We start from the raw sequence: 21,087 nt of genomic DNA on the forward strand, positions 1-21,087 counted from the left end.
TGCGCATGATGAAGATCTTTCCCGCACTTTGTGCCGTCGCCATGGCGGTGGCGGTCCAGGCCCCGGCCCATGCTCAGGAAGGTGACGCGCCGCTGATCCTTATCCCGTCCTTCACGGCACCCGCGGCCAGCGCCCCCGACGGTGCAGAGCCTGCGGCCAATCCGGAGTTCTCTGCCGACGAGATCAGCCAACAGCGCACCCGGATCGAGCCGCGCGCGGCTGAAAAAGCGCGGCTGACCATGCCCGAACTGGCGCCGCTTCTGTCGCACCGCGCCGGGGCCAATCCCGGCCCGTCGATCCGGATGCAGGGGGAAAACCCGAAGACCAGCTTCTCGATCTATCTGCCGCACGAGGCCGTGCCGGGGCAGCTGCGTGTCGCCCACGTCTCGGGGGTGGACGTCCTGCCCGAGCGGTCGGTGATGGAGGTCACCCTGAACGGCGAAATCGTGGGCCAGCAGGAGCTTGGCAATTTCGACCCCGACGAGGCGACGCTGTTCGAGGTGCCCGCTGGCCTGTGGCAGTCGGGCCGCAATGATGTCGTCATTCGGCTGGAACAGGTCCACCGGCTGTTCTGCGGCCCCGAGGCGGCGTTCGACCTTTGGACGGATATTGACCTAACTAGTTCGGGTGCCGTGCTGGCCGCCAAGCCCCTGGTGCCGGGGGCAATCGATTTCCTGGCCGGCATCGCCCATGATGCCGGGATCGGACTGCCCGTCGCATTGCAAGATCCCGAGGGCCTCGCCCCCGCCGCGCAGCCCGTGCTGGACGAAATGGCCAAGCGGATGACCGAGGTCCTGCGCGGTCGCGTCCTGTCCTATGTGGCGACCGATCCTTACGGTGTCAGCGATAGCCAATCGGATCTGCGGATGTCGCGGGTCACACTGGTGCCGACCTACGGCCCCGCCACGGCGGAGTTCCGGCGCGGCGGCGACGGGGCGCTTGTCCTCGTCCTCGCTATCCCGCCCGAGGGCATTCCCGCCTCCGAGGCCGGGCCGTTCCTTGATACCGTTCTGCGGGATATCCTCAGCGAGCGGTTCACCTTCGACGCCGAGACGGTGCAGACCGGCATCGACCCACGCACGCGGATGCAGGCCGGGGTGCCGGTCACGCTGGACAGCTTGGGTATGCCGACGACGCGCACGACCAGCCATTACTTCAGGCGCGACCAGATCTTCACGCTGCCGCGCGACTGGTTGGTGCTGACCGCGCAGAAGGCGACGCTGCACCTCGATTACATCTATGCCCGCAACCTGCCCGAGAAGTCCGAGCTTCTGATCCGGGTGAATGGCGAGACGGTTCGCCTGCTGCCCCTGCGCGGCGAAGGCGGCGAGCTGATCGAGCAGTTCCCGATCAAGTTCTACGCGAACCTCCTGCGCGAGGGGCCGAACCTTCTCCAGTTCGAGGCGCTGATCCCCGGCGACCCGGAAGACGAACCCTGCCCGCCGGGGCAGTTCCCCAAGCTCGAAATCCGCGGCACGAGCACGCTGACCGTGCCGCCCTCGCCGCGGCTGCGCCTGAGTGGGCTGCGCCTGCCGGTCTATGCGCTGCGATCCGGGGCGATCAGCCTGGACGGGGCGGGTATGGATCAGCTTCCCCCGGCCGACCGGCTGACCCTGGTTGCGACACTGGGGGAGCCGATCCCGAATGCCAGTCACCTGACGGCCTACAGCTTCGACAATCTGGCCGCGTTGCCGATGGGGGCCTATGATATCGATCGCGGCGACATCGCCGGTGTTCTGACGCGCCAGCCCGACATCCCCGAGCCGGGTCCGGCGCCGCAGGACCGCATCGGAGAGCTTCCGGTAGACCTGTTCGGCCCCATCGAACGCGAGCCACTGGACGACGGGCGCGGGCCGCTTCTGCGCGCCGCCGACAGCCTGCTGACCGGCCTTTTCGATACCAATACCAACCAGGTGGGTGCACGCGTCGAGACCGTCAGCGCCAAGCTGCTTCCGGATGTCGATGCCAATGCCGAGCGCTGGCTGGCCGAGCAGCGGGGCTTGGCGGTGTTGACCCACCTGGACCCGTCCGATCCGCGTGGGATCGAACTTGTGCTGGGCCCCGACACCCGACTGACCGAGGTCGCGGCCGCCATCTCGGCCGCGCGGCAGACGATCGGCGGGCCATTCGGTCAAATCTCGGTTCTGGGCCATGACGGGGTCTGGCGCAGCTGGGCGGATGCAGGCCGCGTCCCCATGCTGATGGAGCCCTTGACCCTTGGAAACTTCCGGCAGGTGCTGGGCAATTATGCCTCGTGGTCGCCCGTCACCTTCACCGCGATCATCTTCGGCTTCGCGCTGATCGCCGCGTTGATTGCCCTTCGCCTCGTCGTCATCACGCGTCAGGAGACCTGAAAATGAACCGACGTTCCGTTCTGGCCCTTCTGGCAGCAGTGCCCTTGGCCGCCCCGGCCCTGGCCCGCACCCGCGGCGATGTCTTCGCGACGCATCCTCTGAGAGGCGCATGGGACGCCTGGAAGACCGCGCACATGGACCCCACGGGGCGCGTCGTCGATGCGCTTCAGAACGGCGTCAGCCATTCCGAGGGGCAGGGCTACGGCATGACTCTGGCCGAGCGGGTGGGCGACGAAGAGGCGTTCAATCTGATGTTCACATGGACGGAGGAGAACCTGGCCGTCCGCCCCGATGCCTTGCTGGCCTGGCGCTGGACGCCGAACGAACCGATCCCGGTATCGGACATGAACAACGCAAGCGACGGCGATCTGTTCTATGCCTGGTCGCTGATGCGCGCGGCCACCTCCTTCGGCCGCCCCGAGCTGGGCCAGCGTGCCGCCGCCATCGTCGCGGATCTCGAGGCGCGGTGCATCGTCGACTTTCCCGGCCACGCGGGTGCCTTCCTGTTCCTGCCGGGCGCGCAGGGGTTTGCGAAACAGGACGGATACGTCATCAACCCGTCATACTACATGCCCCGCGCGATGGAGGAGCTTGGCCAAGCCTATGGTTCCGGGCGCCTGACCACCGCCGCGGCCAATGGCGATGTCCTTCTGGCCGAAGTTGCGCGGCATGGCCCCGTCCCGGACTGGATCGAGGTCGCTCCGGGCGGCCTGCGCCGGTCGCAGGGGTTCTCGGTCAACTCGGGTTACGAGGCGATGCGCGTGCCCCTCTGGATGATCTGGTCGCGCAAGCCCGAACACCCCGCCGTGACGGCCCTGTACGGTCCGGGCGGGCCCCGCCGCAGCGAGGACGGGGCGACGCCGACCGTGATCGACTACGACACCGGTGAGGTGCTGGAGCGGTCGCCCGAAGCCGGCTATCGCGCGGTTTCGGCGCTCTCGACCTGCTTGGCGAGCGGCGAGGCGGGATCGGCGATGCCGCCCTTCGACGCCAATCAGAACTACTATCCCGCCACGCTTCACATGTTTTCCTTCGTGGCCCAGATCGAGGTGACACCCGAATGCTTCCCTCTCTGAAACCGCTTCTTCTGTCGGGTGTCGCGCTTGCGGCGTCCCTGATCGCGGCCGCGCCCGTGGCCGCCGCCGAGCTGAGCGCCGCCGAACTGCGCGCGCTGCGCTATTACGTCGAACAGGGCGACCGACGCTCGGCCGAGGCCGAAATTCGTCGCCTGCGGGGGCTGCACCCGGACTGGACGCCGCCGGTGAACCTCGAGGCGTTGCGTAGCATGACCGAGGCGAAGGCCGGCCCGGGTGAGGAGGAAAACCGAGTCTGGAAGCTGATCGAGGTCGGCAACTGGACCGCGGCCAGCGGGCGGCTGGCCCACCTTCGTGCCACCTATCCCGATTGGGAACCCCCGGCCGAGATGGTGCGCCTGATCGCCATGGGCGAGGCGCAGTCGAAGTTCGACGCCGCCGTGACTTCGGGGGATGCGGCGACCGCGATCCAGGTGGCGCGCACGTCTCCGGCAATCCTGCGGTGCGACCGGGTCAACAACGCATGGCAGTTGGCGACGATGCAGAAGAAGGTCGGCGACACCCAGGGCGCTCTGACCACCTATCGCGGCGTTCTGGGCTCTTGCGGGGACGGGTCGATCGTCGTTGCCACCCTGGAAAAAGCGAACGAGGTCGCGACCGATGGTCAACTGGCGGCATTGGCCGACGCGGCGCGGCAAAGCCATCCGGGCCTTCGGGCTTCGGTCGAGGCGGTCGAGACGCGCTTGATGGCCGGGCGCGGGGGTGCCACCACCAGCGCGCAGCCCCGGACCGCGGCCGCACCTGCGCCGCAAACTCAGGTCCAATCGCAACCGCAGGCGCCAACCCCGGCCCCGGTGGCCGTGGCGACGCCCGCGCGCGCCGTTGCCCCATCGAATCTGCCTGCGACTGGCGACGGGCGGGTCAGCGCCGTGCGCGCCGCCGCACGGGCGGGGAACTGGACAGGCTGCCTTGCGGGGTCGACGAATCCCCGGTCTGTCGATCTGCTTTACGAACGCGCGTGGTGTGCGATGAACCGGGACCGCTCGCTGGAAGCGCTGGCGGCGTTCCGCGTCGCCTCGACCGCCCCCTTGGGGGCCGTGGTCCAGCGCGATGCGCGGTTCGGCATGGCGCTGGCCTTCCTGGAAAACCAGATGACCGAAGATGCTGCCCGCATCGCCAGCGTCACCAACCTGACGGAAAAGCAGCGGATCGAGGTCGAGACCATCATCCTGGACCAGCGTGGCGTGCGAGCCTATCAGAAGGACGACTATCGCGGCGCGATCAATTATCTCAACGCATTGGAGAAACTGAACGGCTCGATCCGGCGCGATCTGGCGATCCTCAGGGCCTATGCCTATCTGAACGCGGGCGAACGGACCGTGGCGCGGGACGAGTTCCAGCGGCTGCACGACCAGCTTGCCACGAACGAGACCCGCAAGGGTCTGAACGCGGCCATGCGCTGAGAGTCAAAGCGGTAGCTCGGTGGTCTCGCGCACACGCTTGAGCGCAAAGCTGGACTGCATCTGCGACACGCCGGGCAGACGCGACAGGTGCTGGCGGTGGAGGCGGGCGAAATCCTCGCTGTCCTCCACCACGATCTTCAGAAGGTAATCGGCCCCTCCGGCGGTCAGGTGGCATTCCAGAACCTCGGGAATGCGCATGACGGCGGCCTCGAACGAGTCCAGCGCCTCGACCGTCTGGCCGGCCAGCGTGATCTCGACGAAGACGGTGGCGCGGCGTCCCAGGGCGGCGCGGTCCAAAAGGGCGACATAGCCGCCGATGATCCCCGCCTGTTCCAGCCGCGCGACCCGGCGGTGACAGGCCGAAGGGCTGAGGGCGACCGCTTCGGAAAGCTCCGCGTTGGACAGGCGCCCCGTGCGCTGAAGCTGGCGCAGGATGCGGCGGTCGGTCTCGTCTAGGTCGATCATGTCGAAGGGCCTTCCGCGTTTCCTCGGTTTCGCGCACGATCCTGCCAGATCGCACCGGATCGGCAAGGCAGTTTGCATTCGCCTTGCCCGGCATCGCGGCTATTTTCGGCCAAACAGAAAGCCGACAGGAGTGCGCGATGAAGATCGGATGCCCGACCGAGATCAAGGCCCAGGAATACCGCGTGGGCCTGACGCCCACCGCCGCCGCCGAGGCGATCGTTCATGGCCACGAAGTCCTGATCCAGAAGGGCGCTGGTGTCGGCGCGGGATACGAGGATGCCGACTACGAAATCGCCGGTGCACGTCTGGTGGAGACGGCCGAGGAGATCTTTGCCGAGGCCGAGATGATCGTGAAGGTGAAGGAGCCGCAGGCGAACGAGCGTGCGATGCTGTCCGAAGGCCAGCTTCTGTTCACCTACCTGCACCTTGCGCCGGACCGGGCGCAGACCGACGATCTGCTGGCCTCGGGCGCGACCTGCATCGCGTATGAGACCGTGACCGACCGGATGGGCGGTCTGCCCTTGCTGGCGCCCATGTCCGAAGTTGCCGGGCGGCTGGCCCCGCAGATGGGGGCCTATACGCTGCAAAAGGCGAATGGCGGGCGTGGCGTGCTGATGGGCGGCGTGCCGGGCGTGTTCCCCGCGCGGGTCGTCGTGATCGGCGGCGGCGTCGTGGGTACGCAGGCCGCGCGGATCGCCGCCGGGATGGGCGCGGATGTGACCGTTCTGGACATGTCGCTGCCGCGGTTGCGCTATCTGGACGACGTGTTCGGGGGCGTATTCAAGACCGGCTATGCGTCCAAGACCGGAACGGCCGAGCTTGTGGCCCGCGCAGACATGGTGATCGGTGCGGTGCTGATCCCCGGGGCGCAGGCGCCCAAGCTGATCTCGCGCGCGCAGCTGATGGATATGCAGCCCGGCGCGGTGCTGGTCGACGTGGCCATCGACCAGGGCGGTTGTTTCGAGACGTCGAAACCCACCACCCACCAGGATCCCAGCTTCGAGGTGGACGGCATCATGCATTACTGCGTCGCCAACATGCCGGGCGCGGTGCCGCGCACCTCGACCCAGGCGCTGAGCCACGCGACCATGCCCTTCATGCTGTCGCTGGCCGACAAGGGGTGGCAGCAGGCCTGCCGCGAGGATCCGCACCTGGCCGCCGGGCTGAACGTGCAGGCCGGAACCTTGACGAACCGCGCCGTGGGTGCGGCGCAGGAGCGTGACGCGGTCGATCCCTCAGCTGTGCTGTAGGCGCCGCCAGACCCGGCCGTCGATGGCCAGAAGCCCCGCCCCGATCAGCGCCATTCCGGCGATCTGTGTAGGGGCGAGGGCCTCGCCCAGCACCAGCGTGCCCAGCAGGATGGCCGAGACGGGGATGAGGAACGTCACCAGCAGGATGTTCGTCGCCCCCGCCGTCGCGAGGATGCGAAAATACAGGATATAGGCCAGCGCGGTGGACAGCACCGCCAGCGCCACGACCGCGGCAACGACTCGCGCGTCCGGCAAGGGCAGCGCGAAGGGGCGGTCGATCAGCATCGCGGCGGGGATCAGAAACAGGCTGGCCGTGGTCACTTGGGCCGCGGCAACGACCACCGGGTCGATCCCCATGCGCCGGAACCGCCGCCCGAACACCCCCGCCAGGGCGTAGGACACCGCACCGCCGAGGCAGGCAAGTTGCGCGCCCAGATGGTTGCCTGCATTCAGGATCGCCCCCGGTCCGATCAGCACGACCGTACCCAGAAAGCCCAGGGCGACGCCCAGAACGCGTGGCGCCGTAAACCGCTCGTCCATCAGGAAGAGCCCGGCGAAAATCACCGCGAACAGGGGCGTGGTGGCGTTCAGGATCGACGCAAGCCCCGAGGCGATCTGCTGCTGACCGGTGACGATCAGCGTGAAGGGCAGCACGTTGTTCAGAACGCCCATGATAGCCAGCTGTCCCCAGTCATGCGCGGTGCGGGGCAAGGCGCGCCCGGTCAGCGCGACCACCGCCCACAGGACGGGCGCGGCAAGGCCCACCCGTAGGGCAACGATGGTCAGCGTTGGCAGGGTGGCGACCGCGACTTCCACGAAGAAGAACGACCCACCCCACAGGATCGACAGCGCGATCAGCATGGCCCATTCGGCGCGGGACATGCTGGCGTGGATCGCGGGGGATGTTGCTGACATGGCGGGCCTCCGGGCTTGTTCCCCCCGGAGCTATCGGTGCGACCTCGATGCCGCGACACGGATCCTGCGCAAAGCGCCTTCAGTTGAGGGAAAGTACCGCCTTGGCGAAAGCCTTGGGCGCCTCTTGCGGAACGTTGTGGCCGACGTAGGGCAGGATCTGCCGCTCGTAGGGGCCGGTGAACTTGGCGCGGGTCGTGTCTTCGGGGCCGGGCGGCGTGACGGCGTCGGACGCGCCCAGTAGCACGACCGCCGGCACCGAGATCGCGGGTTGGCGTTCCAGAGCGTCCTCGATCGCGTCATACGCCGGATCGCCCGGAACGCCTGAGTAGCGGTGGCGGTAGGAATGGATCACCACGTCCACGAAGTCGGGGTTGTCGAAGGCGGGGGCGCTGGCCTCGAACGTGGCGGTGTCGAAGGCCCAGTCGGGCGACCACATGGTCCAGCATTGCCGGGCGATGTCGCGGCGGGCTTGGGACAGGACGGACGGGCCTCTCGGCGTGTTGAACAGGTGCTGGTACCAGTACCGCGCCTCCTGCGCCGCGGGCAGAGGATTCGCCGCGCCGGGAATGTTCTGGATGTTGTAGCCCACGCCTGCACTGACCAGCCCCGCGCAGCGATCGGGCCACAGCGCCGCGACGATGCACGCCGCGCGTCCACCCCAGTCGTACCCGCCGAGGATCGCCCGTTCGATCCCCAGCGCATCCATGAACGCCTGAAGATCCGCCGCCAGCGCCCCCTGCTGGCCCGCGCGCATCGTGCCCACATCCGCAAATCGCGTGGGGCCATAGCCGCGCAGCCACGGCACGAGGCACCGCAGACCGGCCTCTGCGAGCTGCGTCACCGCCGCGTCATAGGCGCGCACGTCATACGGAAAGCCGTGCAGCAGCACGACCGGTGGGCCGTTTTCGGGCCCGTGGTCCAGGTAGGCAATATCCAGAACGCCCGCGCGCACAGTCTTCATGGCAGCTCCCTTGTCAGCGGGGATCACCATACGATACCGCGAACAAAGAAAAAGCCGCCCCGAAGGACGGCCATTTCCGTGTGAGGTCGCTGAACCTCAGCCCTGGCGGGCTTTGAACCGGCGCTGCGTCTTGTTAATGACGTAGACGCGGCCCTTGCGGCGCACCACGCGGCAATCGCGGTGGCGGGTCTTCAGCGAACGAAGCGAGTTACGGACCTTCATCGCTCTCTCCCATCTGTCGCGGCGCGGGGCTCGCGCCTTCGGTTACGGTTCTGCCCGGGATGATCCAGGGCGGTGAATTCGGTGGCGGGTGGTGGGCGATACTGGGATCGAACCAGTGACCCCTTCGATGTCAACGAAGTGCTCTACCGCTGAGCTAATCGCCCTTCCGCCAATGTCCCGACCCTTGCGGACCCTGCCCCAGAAAGACAGCGCGCGGAACATCAAGTCCCGCGTCGGTGCGGGGTCTATAAAAGGTGATTGCGACCTGTTCAAGGGCTTTCCGAAGACCATCTTTCATATCATGGAGGGGCGGATGGAAAATCCCGAGACCGAGATGCGCGCATACGATCTGATGCAGCCTGGGCGGCGTTTGACGCCGTTGGTCTTCGCATCGCCCCATTCCGGCAGGCACTATCCCGCCGACTTCGTGTCCCGGTCGCAGCTTGAGGGACACCAGCTTCGCTCGTCCGAGGATGCGTTCGTGGATCGCCTGTTCGATGACGTTCCGAATCACGGCGCCCCGCTGCTGGCGGCCCGGTTGCCCCGCGCATGGATCGACGTGAATCGCGCAGCGGACGAGTTGGACCCCGCCCTGATCGAGGGTCAGCGCCGCGGCGCCCACAATCCCCGCGTCGCATCCGGGCTGGGGGTCATTCCCCGCGTCGTCTCGGGCGGGCGGCCGATCTATTCGGGAAAGCTGAGCCAGACCGAGGTGCGCGATCGCCTGCGCCATGCCTGGCAGCCCTATCACGCCTCGTTGCGCCGGCTGATGAACGAAAGCGTCGAGGCGTTCGGTCAGGCCATCCTGATCGACTGTCATTCGATGCCGCACGAGGCGCTGGATCAGGTTCGGGTGCAGGGCCGCCGCCCCGAAGTGGTGTTGGGCGACCGGTTCGGCGCCTCGGCCGGGCGCGACATCACGGACATGATCGAGGCCGAGTTCGCCCGCGAGGGCTTTGTCGTGTCGCGCAATTCGCCCTTCGCCGGGGCTTTCGTCGCGCAACACTACGGGCGCCCCCGTGCCGGACGGCATGTCATACAGGTCGAGCTCGACCGGGCTTGCTACATGGACGAGGCCACACTGACCCCACATTCGGGCTTTGCCGACGTGAAGGCGCGCCTGACCGCGGTGGTCGCGCGCTTGTGCCAGACGGGGCGCCGCGACGAGTCGCTCGCCGCCGAGTGACTTTGCCTCTGTCGCCCGACGGTCGCACCCCCTAGATTGGGGCCATGCCGTCCATGTGCCGCGATTGCCTGACCACCTATGACGGCGGGGTCCGTTGCCCCGCCTGCCGGTCGCCGCGCACCCGCACCCACCCCGAGCTGTTCGACCTGTCCATCGCCCACATGGATTGCGACGCGTTCTATGCCAGCGTCGAAAAGCGCGATAACCCCGATCTGCGCGACAAGCCTGTGATCGTGGGTGGCGGGTCGCGCGGGGTGGTGACGACGGCGTGCTATATCGCGCGGATCAAGGGCGTGCGTTCGGCCATGCCGATGTTCCAGGCGCTGAAGCTGTGCCCCGAGGCTGTGATCGTGAAGCCCCGCTTCGACGTCTACTCGGATGTCTCGCGCCGGATCCGCGCGATGATGGAGGAGCTAACCCCGGTGGTCGAGCCGCTTTCACTTGACGAAGCGTTCATGGACCTGACCGGCACCGCGCGGCTGCACGGCAAGCCCCCCGCGGTGATGCTGGCGCGCCTCGTGCGCCGGATGCAGGAGGAAATCGGGATCACGGGGTCCATCGGGTTGTCGCACAACAAGTTTCTGGCCAAGATCGCCTCGGATCTGGAAAAGCCGCGCGGGTTCTCGGTGATCGGGCAAGCCGAGACGATGGACTTCCTGGCCGACAAGCCCGTCTCGCTGATCTGGGGGGTGGGCGAGGTGACGAGGGCCAGCCTCGATCGCGCGGGCATCCGCAGCTTCACCGACCTGCGGCGGTGGGAGAAGCGCGATCTGGAGGCCCGGTTCGGCGGCATGGGTGCGCGTCTGTGGCATCTGGCGCGGGGCGAGGATGTGCGGCGCGTGACCGCCAATGCCCCCGTGAAGGGCGTGTCGAACGAGACGACATTCGGCGAGGATACCGCCGATCCGGACGTGCTGGACGGTCATATCTGGCGCATGGCCGAGAAGGTGTCGGGCCGGATGAAGGCCAAGGACATCGCCGGGCGGATCGTGACGCTGAAGCTGAAACGTGCGAACCACACGCTTCTGACCCGGCGGCTGAGCCTGACCGAGCCCACGCAGATCGCCGACCGCATCTATCGCACGGCGCGGTCGCTGTTTGACCCCGTCGCGGACCAGGGGCCGTTCCGCCTGCTGGGGGTAGGCGTGTCCGAACTGACGGACGCGGGCAACGCGGACCAGTCGGGCGACCTTCTGGACCCGCAGGCACCGATCCGCGCCAAGGCCGAACGCGCCGCCGACGCGATCCGCGCGCGGTTCGGGACCGACGCCATCGTCAAGGGCCGGGCGCTGCGCTAGTCGCGGATCAGGTTCGGCACGCCCAGCCGGTCCACAAGGCGGTTCGTCTCTTGCTGGACCAGCGCGATGTTGCTGTCGCGAACGGTGGGCAGCATGGCGCGGGCGCGCCGCGTCTCGGCATAGTCCATGCGCGCGAAGATCAGCTCTTCCTCGGCGCCCGCCTGCGCGCGCACGCGCCCCGTCGCGTCCAGAATGCGCGACCCGCCCCAGAAGCTCAGATCTCCCTCGCGTCCGGTGCGGTTGGCCATCGCGATTGGCGCGCCATACATCATTGCATAGAACTGGATCGTCGTGGCCCAGGACCACGGGTTGTCGAACTCGTCCCCCACCGCCTCGCGCCCCGAGGAGATGGGCGCCAGCAGCACCGACGCCCCGTGCAGGAACGCCAGATGCGTCAGCGCGGGGTTGTAGAGATCGGCGCAGATCAGCAGCCCCAGCACCCAGTCCTCGGACAGGGCGTAGGCGTCGACATAGCGGCCTTGCGCGTAGTATTTCGTCTCGATCAGGCGCCCGTAGGAGGGGATGTTGATCTTGCGGTGGATATAGCGCAGCCGGCCGTCCGACAGGATCGCGGCGGCGTTGTAGAACTGCGCGCCGCGCGCCTCTTCGATGAAGCCCACCACGATCTTCATGCCCCCGGCCTCGCGGCTGAGGGCCAGAAGCCGGTCGTCGTCGCGGGGCATCGCCACGTCCAAAAGCCGGTCGGCCCCGTAGTGCCCGACTAGTGACAGTTCAGGGAAAACCAGTACATCGACGCCCGCGCCCTTGGCTTGGGCGATGAAGTCCCGGTGTTTGGCCATGTTCGCGTCGATATCTCCGGTCTGCGAGGCGAATTGCGCCGCGCCAAGTGTCAGGAACCGTGACATCACACCGCCAAGCGCGCGTCGGTCCAGGTGCCCGCGTGGGCCAGGATGCGGTCGGGATTTTCGTAGCGTTCGCGCAGCAGTCGGGTGTAAAGGGCGCCCTCGGCCGCGCGGTCCACCGGCCCTTCGCTCCCCAGGATCGTGGCGAGCGCGCCTTGCAGCGCCTCGACCGTGCCCGAACCTTCGTCGAACTGCGCCTTCTTGCGCCAGACCAGCGCGGCGGGCAGCAGGTCGGCGCAGGCCTTGCGCAGGATCCATTTCTCGGTCGTGGGGCCGGTCGCCTCGGCGTCGTTGGGGTCGGTCCGCCGCAGCTTCAGCGTGGCCGGGATGGATTGCGCGAAGTCGATCAGATCGCGGTCCAGGAACGGGGTCCGCGCCTCCAGGCTTTCGGCCATGGTGATCCGGTCGACGCGCTGCAGGTTGATGTTGTGCATGGTCCCCAGCGCCCGCGTCAGCTCGTCAGCGAGCGCACGGGGCGCGTCCACATAGGCGTGGTGATAGTCGTAGCCCGCGAACAGCTCGTCCGCACCTTCGCCGGTCAGCACCGCCTTCACCTCGCGCCGGGCCAGGCGGGCGGCAAACAGGTTGGGGATCGCGCTGCGCACCAGATCCACGTCCGCCGATTCCAGGTGATAGATCACGTGGGACAGGTTGTCGGCCAGATCCTGCGCGGTGAACGCGTATTCGCGGTGGTCTGACCCGATATGCGCCGCCACCTGCCGCGCGGCCAGAAGATCGGGCGAGCCGTCCAGCCCTACCGAGAAGGTCTTGAGCGGCCCCATCCCGCGCCGCATCCGCTGACGCTGGGCAATGGCCGCCATGATCGAGGAATCAAGGCCCCCGGACAGGAACGCGCCTACCTCGACATCGGCGACCATCCATTTCTCGACCGCCTGTCCCAGCACCAGGCGCAGTTCCTCGGCGGTGCGCGCCTCGTCCAGCGTGTCTTCGGGCTCGGCCGCGCCCTGCGGCATCCGGAACCACGTCCGCCAGCCGTCGCGGCTGTCATAAAGGCAGCCGGGCGGGATGGTGTCGATGTGTTCGACATCGATCCCGTCGAAGGCCTTCAGTTCGGACGCGAAGGCATACCCGTCGCCCATCCGCGCGACATACAAGGGCTTGATCCCCAGCGGATCGCGGGCGGCGACGATCCGGTCGGGCGTGGCCAGCACGAAGGCGAACATCCCGTCCAGCCGCGCGACCCAGCGGCTTTCGGCGCGGCGGAACAGGTGCAGGATCGTTTCGGAGTCGGATGCGGTGCGGAACAGAGCCTCGCCCAGGATCGCGCGCAGGTCGGCGTGGTTGTAGATCTCGCCATTCGCGACCAGCAGGTCGTCGCCTTGCAGGATCGGCTGGGCGCCATCCTCGGGGCCGATGATCGACAGGCGGCAATGGGCCATGACGACATCCGCTTCGGGCAGTCGCGTGACGCCGCCCGCATCCGGACCCCGGTGCGCCAACTTGCCGATCATGCGCTTGGCCAGCGCCTCGTCTCCGGCCCTCCAGAGGCATACGAATCCGCACATCGTCCCGTTCCTTCCGATATTTCCCGGAAAGGCTAGCCCAGCTTGGCGCGGCGGGGAACCGGCGGGATCAGAGGCGCAGTGCCGCCGGGATGGCGTCGCGTCCATCCAGGGCAAGGTCCACGATCAGCCGGGCCACTGGGATATGCGTGCCGAACCCGATCTTGAACCCGCCATTCGCGACGAAATTCCCCGGCCGGTCCGGCCACGCGCCCAGGATCGGCTGGCGCGACCGCGCGCGCGGCCGCATCCCGGCCCACCGGGCGATCACCGGCGCCCCGGCGATGGCAGGCACCGCGGCAGCGGCGCGCGTCAGCACGTCATCGAGAAGGGCATCGGGCGCGTCCGAGTCGAAATCCCGCTCGGTGGTCGACCCGATGCCGGTGGTGCCGTCGGCATGGGGCACGATGTGGAGCCCGCCCGCGAAGATCTGCGGCGCCCCCCGCCGATCCAGCGCGATCCGCGCGGCCTGTCCCTTGATCGGTCGCCCGACTTCGCGCCCCTGTTCGGCGCTCAACTGCTCAAGCCCCGTGGCCCCCGTGGCGTGGATCACTGGTCCGCGCTCAGGCGCGTCCGTCTCGATCCGCCCGCCAGATGCACGGATGGCGCGGACCAGCGCATCGACGGCCCGCGCGGGGTCGAGCCGTGCAGTCAGCGTGTCATGCACCACAAGGCCTGAGGGCGAGACCGGTGCCCAGTCGTCCGGTGCGGCAATCACCTGCCACCTGTGGCCCCGCCAATGCTTCAGCGGCCCTTGCGCCCGATCCCGCGCGCGCGCGACCGCGACATCGTCGGCAAGCGCTTGCAGACGTCCCGTGCGGGCATAGCCCGGATCGCCGCCCCCGGCCTTGGCCACCGTGGCCCAGAAGCTTTCGGCCGCAATCAGGCTGTCGCGCTGCAACCCCTTCATATCGTCCCAGTTTTCGGGAACGTGAGGGGCCAGCGCCCCCACGGGGTTCGCAGACGCGCCTGCGCCCGGACCGTGCGGGTCGATCACCGTGACACGGGCGCCGCGCGACAGACAATTCCAAGCTATGGTCAGACCGTATATCCCTGCGCCCCTGACGGTGACGTCGCTTGCCATTCCAGCCCCTCCCGTGGTTCTGCACCCCCGGAGGTAGACGGCATGAGCGACGATGGAAACAAGGGTGGCCTGGACTGGCGCGATGGGGTGCCGATCTCGGGCCGGTTCGACGATCCCTACTACTCGCTGCAAGATGGCCTGGCCGAGACGCGGCACACCTTCATCGACGGCAACGCGATGCGGACCCGGTTTGGCGATGGCTTCCACGTGGCCGAGCTGGGTTTCGGCACCGGTCTGACCGCGGTCACAGTGCTGCATGCGCTCCGCGAAAGCCGTGCCGAGGGTCGCCTGCGCTTCACCTCGTTCGAGGCATTTCCTCTGACGCAGCCCCAGATGGCCGAGGCCCTGTCAGCCTTCCCCGAGATCGCCGACACCGCTGCCGATTTTCTTGCGGCGTGGGACGGGCAGGGCGCGCAACTGTCGGACTTTGACCTGCACGTGATCGTGGGTGATGCTCGCACTACTTTGCCCGCCTGGGAAGGGCGCGCAGACGCCTGGTGCCTCGACGGGTTCGCCCCTGCACGAAACCCCGGTCTGTGGGAGACGGACCTGTTGGCCCAGGTCGCCCGGCACACCGCACCGGGTGGAACCTGTGCGACCTACACTGCGGCGGGTCAGGTGCGGCGTGACCTCGCCGCCGCGGGCTTCACGGTCGAGCGGGTGCCGGGCTTCGGTCGCAAACGCCACATGACGCGCGGGCGACTGGACTGACGCATCGCCATGGTGCAACCCGGTTGCCCGGTTTCGTCATGGCAGTCCCACTGGACTGCGCCCGTGATCTGGTATCTGCGTCGGTCGCGCAACGACGGCAGGCTGCCATGACCGAACAGAACACCCGCGCCGCGATCCTACTGATGATCCTGACGACCTTTATCTTCTCGGTGCAGGACGCGGTGTCGCGCCATCTGGCGGACAATTACAACGTGATCATGATCATCATGATCCGCTATTGGTTCTTCGCCGCCTTCGTGATCACGGTGGCGATGCGGTCCGCCGGGGGTCTTCGCGCCGCCGCCCGCACCCGGCTTCTGGGCATCCAGATTTTCCGGGGCGTACTGCTGGCGGCCGAGGTCTGCATCATGGTGCTGGGCTTCGTGCTTCTGGGTTTGGTCGAAGCGCATGCCGTCTTCGCCTGCTATCCCCTGCTGATCGCGGCGCTCTCGGGTCCCGTTCTGGGCGAATCCGTCGGCTGGCGGCGCTGGACGGCCATTGCGGTGGGCTTCATTGGCATCCTCGTCATTTTGCGCCCCGGCTTTCACGTCTTTGCGCCCGCGGCGCTCGTCCCCCTGGCCGCGGCGCTGTGCTTTGCGCTCTATGGCCTTCTGACACGCTATGTCGGGCGCGAGGACAGCGCGGCGACGTCGTTCTTCTGGACGGGCGTTGCGGGCGTCGTGGTCCTCACGCCCCCGGGCCTCTGGCTGTGGGAGCCGATGTCCCCCGCCGACTGGGGCTGGATGGCGTTCCTGTGCGTCTCGGCCTCGTTCGCGCTTTACTGCCTGATCAAGGTCTACGAAATGGCCGAGGCCAGCGCCGTGCAGCCCTTCGCCTATCTGCAGCTGGTTTTTGCCAGCGCCATCGGCCTGCTGGTGTTCGGCGAAACGCTCGAGCCGATGACCATTCTCGGTGCCGCGATCGTGGTCGGCGCGGGCCTCTTCACCCTGTTCCGGGCGCGAAGAAAAGCTTCCCTCAAGCACCATCGACGGCTACCCTGACCCTGCGACAAGGGAGCCGCCCCATGAGATACCTCTTTGTTTTTCTTGCGCTGGCCTTCGTGCTGCCGGGTCCCGCGCCTGCGCAAAGTTCGAATGCGGCGCAGTGGCTCGCGGATCGCGAGATCGCTCAGGCCTGCGGCGGCCCCGGCACCTTCGACACCGGTGGGATCATTGAGCGTGATCTGACCGGCGATGGGCGCGACGACCTGATCCTCTCGCATGAGGCCATCAGATGTGCGTCCGGCGGCCGCTCCGGCTTTTGCGGAGCGCAGGTCTGCAGCGTCCTCATCTTCGTGCGCGATGGCGACCTGATGGTCGAGAAGACGAACATGCTCGGAGGGGGCGTCTCGGTTTCTGTTGACCGGTCCCCCGTGATCTCGGGCTACGGCCATGGCGGCGGACGCTGGTCGATCCGCTGGACCGGCTCCGCCTTCCGCTGATCCTCCACCGTAGGTTCACCCTTGGGAAAATACCCTGGGGGCCGCGGAACGCGGCGGGGCAGGGCCCCTCCGCACCCCGCCACCTGCCTCAGCCGTCCGGGTCGGGGATTCGCCGCCCCTTCTGAACCGCGGGGCGGGCATAGAATCGGTCGACATAGGCCACCGCGTTCTCGTGCGACGTCCAGTCTATCATCTCCTTCGCCTCGTAGAACTCCAGCGCGTTCAGCCACGGCGCGATGGCGATGTCCGCGATCGAAAAATCGCCCGCGACCCATTCCCGGCCGTCAAGCTGCCGGTCGATTACGCCCAGAAGGCGTTTGGCCTCTCCGATGTAACGGTCCTGCGCATAGGGCACCTTTTCTTTCGCCAGCTTCACGAAATGGCCCATCTGCCCGAACATCGGCCCCAGACCCGCGACTTGCCAGGACAGCCATTTCTGCACCTCCCAACGGTCGCGTCCCGTGCCGCCCAGCTTTCCAGTCTTCTCCGACAGGTATGTCAGGATCGTGTGGCTCTCCCACAGGTCGATGGGTGCTCCGTCCGGCCCGTCGGGGTCGATCATCGCGGGGATCTTGTTGTTGGGCGACAGTGACAGGAACTCGGGGCTTTTGACGTACTCGTCACCCAATGGGACTAGATGCGGCTCGTAAGGCAAGCCAAGCTCTTCAAGCGCGATGGAGGCCTTGACCCCGTTCGGTGTCGGGAAGGAATACAGCTGGATCACGCCCGGATCCTTGGGCGGCCATTTACGGGTGATTGGAAAGTCGCTGAGGTCGGTCATGGGAATCTCCGTTCATACTCGACCCAGGACCTAAGCGCCCACAGCCTCGCGTCACCCCTGCGTCAGGGCACGGCAACCCTGCGCGCCCCAGAGTCGTTGTCCCCCGGTAAACAGGAGGATACGCCATGGCCCCGCGCGCCGTCTGGTCCGGACAGCTTCGGCTGTCACTCGTCTCGATCGCGGTCGAGCTCTATGCCGCCACGTCCAGCGGGGCGCGCATCTCGTTTCGCCAGATCCACAAGCCCTCGGGCAAGCGGGTGCATTACGAAAAGACGGTGAAGGGCTTGGGACCGATCGAACGCGACGACATCGTTAAGGGCTACGAGACCGACGATGGCGATTACATCCTGATCGAGCCCGAGGAGCTGGACGAGCTGAAGGTCGAGACCTCCAAGCGGCTGGAACTGGTGCAGTTCGTGAACCAGGACGAGATCCCGCCGCTTTACTACGAAAAGCCCTATTACATGGTCCCGAATGGCGAGGGGACCGAGGACGCCTATCGCGTGATCCGCGACGCGCTGCGATCCGAAAAGAAGGCCGCCCTGTGCCAGATCACACTGCGCGGGAAAGAGCATCTGGCCGCGATCCGACCCTGTGGCGACGGATTGCTGCTGGAAACCCTGCGCTATGCCGACGAGATCCGCGAGGCCGAGCCGATGTTCAGCGAGATCCAGGACGAAGAGGTCGATGAGGATATGCTCGAACTGGCCACACAGCTGATCGCGAAGAAGTCGAAGCCTTTCGATGCGGGCGCTTATTCCGATAGCTATCACCAGGCACTGAAAAAGCTGATCGAGGCCAAGCGGAAGGACGAGGATACCGACCGCGTTCTGGCAGGCGACGATAGCGATGAAAGTGGCGACAACGTGGTGGATCTGATGTCCGCGCTGAAAAAGAGCCTTGATGAGGACGAGGGCGGTTCCGCGAAGAAGAAGAAGGGTGGCGGGAGCAAGAAGAAGGCATCGTGATGGCTGACAAGCTGAAGGACTATAACGAAAAGCGCGACTTTCGGAAAACGAAGGAGCCGCAGGGCAAGGCCGGGCAAACGCGCGACTCGGACTTGTGGTTCTCGGTCCAGAAGCACGACGCGTCGTCCCTGCATTACGACCTGCGGCTGGAATGGGACGGCGTGCTTCTGTCTTGGGCCGTCCCAAAAGGCCCCAGCCCGAAGACCGGCGACAAGCGGCTGGCCCAACGGACCGAGGATCACCCCTACGATTATGGCGATTTCGAGGGAACCATCCCCGAGGACGAATATGGCGGCGGCACCGTCATGCTGTGGGACAGAGGCACCTGGACCCCGCGCGGCGACGTGGAGCAGATGCTGGAGGAGGGGAACCTGAAATTTGACGTGTCGGGTGATCGGATGGAGGGCGGCTGGGCGCTGGTGCGGTTCAAGAAGGGCGGGGATCGGGCCTGGCTTCTGATCAAGGAGAAGGATGACCATACGCAGGACGACTCCGATGCGCTGACCGCTGAGTATCGGACCAGCGTGAAGACCGGGCGCGACATGGACGCCATCGCCCATGATGCCGAGGCCGAAGAACTGGCCGAAGGCGGCCCAGACCGGGACCGCAAGGCGCCGAAGTTCCGCAAGCCCCAGTTGGCCACGCTGGTCGACGACGCGCCCGAGGGCGACGACTGGGCGCACGAGACCAAGTTCGACGGCTATCGCGCCTTGGCGGCCGTGGGGAAGGGGGGCGTCACCCTCTGGACCCGCGGTGGCAAGGACTGGACCCAAAAGTTCGCTGCACTTGCCGGGGCCTTCGACCCCTTGCCCTGCGATGCCTGCCTTCTGGATGGCGAGGTCATGGCCGCGAAGATCAAGGGCTCGCCTTTCTCGTCCTTGCAGCGCGCGCTGTCGAATGGCGGCGACCTGGTGTTTTACTGCTTCGACATCCTGTCGCTGGACGGCGAGGACCTGACCGGCCAGCCGCAATCCGACCGCCGCGCCGCGCTGGAAAAGCTTTTCGCGGACGTGCCAGGGAACGGCCCCCTGCGGATCACCGATCAGGTGGTCGGACACGGCCCCGAGATCTTTCGGGCCGCCTGCAAGCAAGGCGCCGAGGGGATCGTGTCGAAGAAGCTGTCGTCACCCTACAAGTCGACCCGCTCGAAGGCGTGGGTGAAGGTTAAGTGCACCAAGCGGCAGGAGTTCGTCGTGGGCGGCTTCTCGCCGTCCGACAAGGACCGCCCGTTCTCATCCCTTCTGGTCGGCGAATATGGCGAGGGCGGCTTGCGCTATCGTGGCCGGGTCGGGACCGGGTTCAGCCAGGACGATCTGAAGGCGCTGTCCTCGGGCTTCAACAGCCGCAAGACGTCCCCCTTCACGGACGTGCCGAACGACATCGCCCAGGACGCCGAATGGGTCACCCCTGAAACGGTGGTCGAGGTCGAGTTCACCGAATTCACCGCCGACGGCCATATTCGGCACGGCGCCTATCAGGGCACACGGGGCGACAAGGCCGCCGAGGACGTCTCGCTGGAGACGCCGAAGGTGCAGGACCCCGATCCGCCCAAGACCTCCAGCGCGGCGAAGGATGACGGCAGGGTCGCCGGCGAGCGCATTTCTTCGCCCGAGCGTGAGGTATTCCCGACCTCGGGCTGCACCAAGCTGGACCTTGCGCGCCACTACGAACGGGTTGGCGAGCGCCTGACCGAGATCGCGGGCCACCGACCGCTGTCCCTGCTGCGCGCACCCAAGGGCCTGTCCGGGCAGACCTTCTTCCAGAAGCACGCCAGCGACGGTTTCCCCGACGCCATCCAGGACATCGAGATCGAAGAGAAGGACAGCCAAACCGCAACCTACATGTACGCCACCCGCCCTGAAAGCTTCGTCGCCGCCGCGCAAATGGGCACGATCGAGTTTCACATATGGGGCAGCCGAACCGACAAGCTGGAACGCCCCGACCGAATGATCTTCGACCTCGACCCGGATGAGGGGCTGGGCTGGGACGACACCAAATCCGCCGCCTTCGATCTGCGCGACCGGTTGGACGACCTAGGTATCGCGGCGGGCGCGATGGTGACGGGCGGGAAGGGTATTCATGTCTGGGTGCCGCTGCGCCGCAGCCACGGATGGGACACGGTCAAGGGTTTCGCCAAGACGCTGGCGCATGTCATGGCCGAGGCCGAGCCCGACCGCTTTGTCGCCACCATGTCGAAGGCCAAGCGCAAGGGACGCATTTTCATCGACTGGCCCAGGAACGAGCGTGGCCAGACCGCCATCGCCCCCTATTCCGTCCGGGCCCGCGAAGGTGCTCCCGTTGCCGTTCCGGTGGAGTGGCCCGAGCTGAAGAAACTGGAAGCCGCCAACACCTTCACCATGAGCGCGGTGAAGGAGCGGCTGGAGGATCCCTGCCCCTATCTTGCCCGGGCCGAGGACCTGCAATCCATTACGAAGAATACGGTGGAAAAGCTGGAAGACTGGGCCGCGGGCTAGGCTTAGGCACCATCGATTTCGGCCAAAGTCCACGAATTATCGTTCTTGCAACAGAACGGCGCTCTTTTTTCTGGCTGAGCGATCTGGCGATGGT

19 protein-coding genes and 1 tRNA gene are annotated in these 21,087 nt (G+C 66.9%); 11 read left to right on the forward strand and 9 right to left on the reverse strand.

Annotated elements, in window-relative coordinates:
• The first annotated feature begins 5 nt into the window (after window positions 1-5).
• Genes PAA8504_RS06815 through PAA8504_RS06825 form a run of 3 tightly spaced genes read left to right on the forward strand, consistent with a single transcriptional unit; the run spans window position 6 to window position 4,851 of the window.
• Window positions 6-2,354 carry a cellulose biosynthesis cyclic di-GMP-binding regulatory protein BcsB gene (locus tag PAA8504_RS06815; RefSeq protein ID WP_181375719.1) on the forward strand — a complete coding sequence of 783 codons (2,349 nt, stop codon included), beginning with the start codon at window positions 6-8 and terminating at the stop codon, window positions 2,352-2,354.
• Window positions 2,355-2,356: 2 nt separating this feature from the next.
• The gene (locus PAA8504_RS06820) at window positions 2,357-3,430 is read left to right on the forward strand and encodes a family 8 glycosyl hydrolase (protein ID WP_108893392.1); all 1,074 of its coding nucleotides are present in this window, start codon (window positions 2,357-2,359) and stop codon (window positions 3,428-3,430) included.
• On the forward strand, window positions 3,415-4,851 hold the full coding sequence (locus PAA8504_RS06825; RefSeq protein WP_108893393.1) for a hypothetical protein: 1,437 nt from the start codon (window positions 3,415-3,417) through the stop codon (window positions 4,849-4,851). Before PAA8504_RS06820 ends, PAA8504_RS06825 begins: the two co-directional genes overlap by 16 nt.
• 3 nt (window positions 4,852-4,854) lie before the next feature.
• On the opposite strand, the gene PAA8504_RS06830 is transcribed toward PAA8504_RS06825, so the two are convergent.
• On the reverse strand, window positions 4,855-5,313 hold the full coding sequence (locus PAA8504_RS06830; protein WP_108893536.1) for an Lrp/AsnC family transcriptional regulator: 459 nt from the start codon (window positions 5,311-5,313) through the stop codon (window positions 4,855-4,857).
• Window positions 5,314-5,453: 140 nt separating this feature from the next.
• On the opposite strand from PAA8504_RS06830, the gene ald reads away from it, so the two are divergent.
• The gene (ald, locus tag PAA8504_RS06835; RefSeq protein ID WP_108893394.1) at window positions 5,454-6,566 is read left to right on the forward strand and encodes an alanine dehydrogenase; all 1,113 of its coding nucleotides are present in this window, start codon (window positions 5,454-5,456) and stop codon (window positions 6,564-6,566) included.
• On the opposite strand, the gene PAA8504_RS06840 is transcribed toward ald, so the two are convergent.
• From PAA8504_RS06840 to PAA8504_RS06855, 4 genes are all read right to left on the reverse strand, one after another.
• Window positions 6,552-7,481, reverse strand: a complete 930-nt coding sequence (locus PAA8504_RS06840) for a DMT family transporter (RefSeq protein WP_245897545.1) — start codon at window positions 7,479-7,481, stop codon at window positions 6,552-6,554. The two genes, ald and PAA8504_RS06840, sit on opposite strands and share 15 nt — an antisense overlap.
• Before the next feature lie 79 nt (window positions 7,482-7,560).
• Entirely contained in the window at window positions 7,561-8,442 is an 882-nt protein-coding gene (locus PAA8504_RS06845; protein WP_108893395.1) for an alpha/beta fold hydrolase, read from the reverse strand.
• Window positions 8,443-8,538: 96 nt separating this feature from the next.
• Window positions 8,539-8,664, reverse strand: a complete 126-nt coding sequence (ykgO, locus tag PAA8504_RS06850; protein WP_085854111.1) for a type B 50S ribosomal protein L36 — start codon at window positions 8,662-8,664, stop codon at window positions 8,539-8,541.
• Window positions 8,665-8,753: 89 nt separating this feature from the next.
• Window positions 8,754-8,828 (reverse strand) — tRNA-Val (locus PAA8504_RS06855).
• A gap of 149 nt (window positions 8,829-8,977) precedes the next feature.
• Between PAA8504_RS06855 and PAA8504_RS06860 the strand changes: the two genes are divergently transcribed.
• Window positions 8,978-9,850: an N-formylglutamate amidohydrolase gene (locus PAA8504_RS06860; RefSeq protein ID WP_245897546.1), complete on the forward strand. Its 873-nt coding sequence runs from the start codon at window positions 8,978-8,980 to the stop codon at window positions 9,848-9,850.
• A 44-nt stretch (window positions 9,851-9,894) separates the two neighbouring features.
• The gene (locus PAA8504_RS06865) at window positions 9,895-11,148 is read left to right on the forward strand and encodes a DNA polymerase IV (RefSeq protein ID WP_108893396.1); all 1,254 of its coding nucleotides are present in this window, start codon (window positions 9,895-9,897) and stop codon (window positions 11,146-11,148) included.
• Here PAA8504_RS06865 and PAA8504_RS06870 read toward each other — a convergent pair.
• The 3 genes from PAA8504_RS06870 to PAA8504_RS06880 all read right to left on the reverse strand — a co-directional run bounded on the left by PAA8504_RS06870 (window position 11,145) and on the right by PAA8504_RS06880 (window position 14,618).
• On the reverse strand, window positions 11,145-12,014 hold the full coding sequence (locus tag PAA8504_RS06870; RefSeq protein ID WP_108893397.1) for a nitrilase-related carbon-nitrogen hydrolase: 870 nt from the start codon (window positions 12,012-12,014) through the stop codon (window positions 11,145-11,147). The genes PAA8504_RS06865 and PAA8504_RS06870 overlap by 4 nt on opposite strands.
• The gene (asnB, locus tag PAA8504_RS06875) at window positions 12,014-13,537 is read right to left on the reverse strand and encodes an asparagine synthase (glutamine-hydrolyzing) (RefSeq protein WP_108893398.1); all 1,524 of its coding nucleotides are present in this window, start codon (window positions 13,535-13,537) and stop codon (window positions 12,014-12,016) included. The genes PAA8504_RS06870 and asnB overlap by 1 nt, the downstream gene beginning before the upstream one ends.
• A gap of 67 nt (window positions 13,538-13,604) precedes the next feature.
• Window positions 13,605-14,618, reverse strand: a complete 1,014-nt coding sequence (locus PAA8504_RS06880; protein WP_108893399.1) for an NAD(P)/FAD-dependent oxidoreductase — start codon at window positions 14,616-14,618, stop codon at window positions 13,605-13,607.
• Between the two features lie 42 nt (window positions 14,619-14,660).
• Between PAA8504_RS06880 and mnmC2 the strand changes: the two genes are divergently transcribed.
• The 3 genes from mnmC2 (at window position 14,661) to PAA8504_RS06895 (ending at window position 16,770) form a co-directional block, all read left to right on the forward strand.
• Window positions 14,661-15,329 carry a tRNA (5-methylaminomethyl-2-thiouridine)(34)-methyltransferase MnmC2 gene (gene mnmC2, locus PAA8504_RS06885; RefSeq protein ID WP_108893400.1) on the forward strand — a complete coding sequence of 223 codons (669 nt, stop codon included), beginning with the start codon at window positions 14,661-14,663 and terminating at the stop codon, window positions 15,327-15,329.
• A gap of 107 nt (window positions 15,330-15,436) precedes the next feature.
• Window positions 15,437-16,330: a DMT family transporter gene (locus PAA8504_RS06890; RefSeq protein WP_108893401.1), complete on the forward strand. Its 894-nt coding sequence runs from the start codon at window positions 15,437-15,439 to the stop codon at window positions 16,328-16,330.
• Window positions 16,331-16,353: 23 nt separating this feature from the next.
• On the forward strand, window positions 16,354-16,770 hold the full coding sequence (locus tag PAA8504_RS06895; RefSeq protein ID WP_108893402.1) for a hypothetical protein: 417 nt from the start codon (window positions 16,354-16,356) through the stop codon (window positions 16,768-16,770).
• An 88-nt stretch (window positions 16,771-16,858) separates the two neighbouring features.
• Here PAA8504_RS06895 and PAA8504_RS06900 read toward each other — a convergent pair whose 3' ends face one another.
• Window positions 16,859-17,551, reverse strand: a complete 693-nt coding sequence (locus tag PAA8504_RS06900) for a glutathione S-transferase family protein (RefSeq protein WP_108893403.1) — start codon at window positions 17,549-17,551, stop codon at window positions 16,859-16,861.
• 125 nt (window positions 17,552-17,676) lie between these two features.
• On the opposite strand from PAA8504_RS06900, the gene ku reads away from it, so the two are divergent.
• Both ku and ligD read left to right on the forward strand, forming a co-directional pair.
• On the forward strand, window positions 17,677-18,519 hold the full coding sequence (gene ku, locus PAA8504_RS06905; RefSeq protein ID WP_108893404.1) for a non-homologous end joining protein Ku: 843 nt from the start codon (window positions 17,677-17,679) through the stop codon (window positions 18,517-18,519).
• Window positions 18,519-20,993, forward strand: coding sequence for a DNA ligase D (ligD, locus tag PAA8504_RS06910; protein WP_108893405.1), 2,475 nt, complete (start codon window positions 18,519-18,521; stop codon window positions 20,991-20,993). Before ku ends, ligD begins: the two co-directional genes overlap by 1 nt.
• Window positions 20,994-21,087: the final 94 nt, after the last annotated feature.

This window comes from Palleronia abyssalis (genome assembly GCF_900302445.1).
Classification (GTDB): Bacteria; Pseudomonadota; Alphaproteobacteria; order Rhodobacterales; family Rhodobacteraceae; genus Palleronia; species Palleronia abyssalis.

Coding starts and splice junctions, on each gene's coding strand:
- PAA8504_RS06900 (WP_108893403.1), bottom strand. CDS start 17,551: ATGACCGACCTCAGCGACTTTCCAATCACCCGTAAATGGCCGCCCAAG.
- PAA8504_RS06860 (WP_245897546.1), top strand. CDS start 8,978: ATGGAAAATCCCGAGACCGAGATGCGCGCATACGATCTGATGCAGCCT.
- ykgO (WP_085854111.1), bottom strand. CDS start 8,664: ATGAAGGTCCGTAACTCGCTTCGTTCGCTGAAGACCCGCCACCGCGAT.
- mnmC2 (WP_108893400.1), top strand. CDS start 14,661: ATGAGCGACGATGGAAACAAGGGTGGCCTGGACTGGCGCGATGGGGTG.
- PAA8504_RS06865 (WP_108893396.1), top strand. CDS start 9,895: ATGCCGTCCATGTGCCGCGATTGCCTGACCACCTATGACGGCGGGGTC.
- PAA8504_RS06825 (WP_108893393.1), top strand. CDS start 3,415: ATGCTTCCCTCTCTGAAACCGCTTCTTCTGTCGGGTGTCGCGCTTGCG.
- PAA8504_RS06895 (WP_108893402.1), top strand. CDS start 16,354: ATGAGATACCTCTTTGTTTTTCTTGCGCTGGCCTTCGTGCTGCCGGGT.
- asnB (WP_108893398.1), bottom strand. CDS start 13,537: ATGTGCGGATTCGTATGCCTCTGGAGGGCCGGAGACGAGGCGCTGGCC.
- ku (WP_108893404.1), top strand. CDS start 17,677: ATGGCCCCGCGCGCCGTCTGGTCCGGACAGCTTCGGCTGTCACTCGTC.
- PAA8504_RS06880 (WP_108893399.1), bottom strand. CDS start 14,618: ATGGCAAGCGACGTCACCGTCAGGGGCGCAGGGATATACGGTCTGACC.
- ald (WP_108893394.1), top strand. CDS start 5,454: ATGAAGATCGGATGCCCGACCGAGATCAAGGCCCAGGAATACCGCGTG.
- PAA8504_RS06815 (WP_181375719.1), top strand. CDS start 6: ATGATGAAGATCTTTCCCGCACTTTGTGCCGTCGCCATGGCGGTGGCG.
- PAA8504_RS06820 (WP_108893392.1), top strand. CDS start 2,357: ATGAACCGACGTTCCGTTCTGGCCCTTCTGGCAGCAGTGCCCTTGGCC.
- ligD (WP_108893405.1), top strand. CDS start 18,519: ATGGCTGACAAGCTGAAGGACTATAACGAAAAGCGCGACTTTCGGAAA.
- PAA8504_RS06870 (WP_108893397.1), bottom strand. CDS start 12,014: ATGTCACGGTTCCTGACACTTGGCGCGGCGCAATTCGCCTCGCAGACC.
- PAA8504_RS06845 (WP_108893395.1), bottom strand. CDS start 8,442: ATGAAGACTGTGCGCGCGGGCGTTCTGGATATTGCCTACCTGGACCAC.
- PAA8504_RS06840 (WP_245897545.1), bottom strand. CDS start 7,481: ATGTCAGCAACATCCCCCGCGATCCACGCCAGCATGTCCCGCGCCGAA.
- PAA8504_RS06890 (WP_108893401.1), top strand. CDS start 15,437: ATGACCGAACAGAACACCCGCGCCGCGATCCTACTGATGATCCTGACG.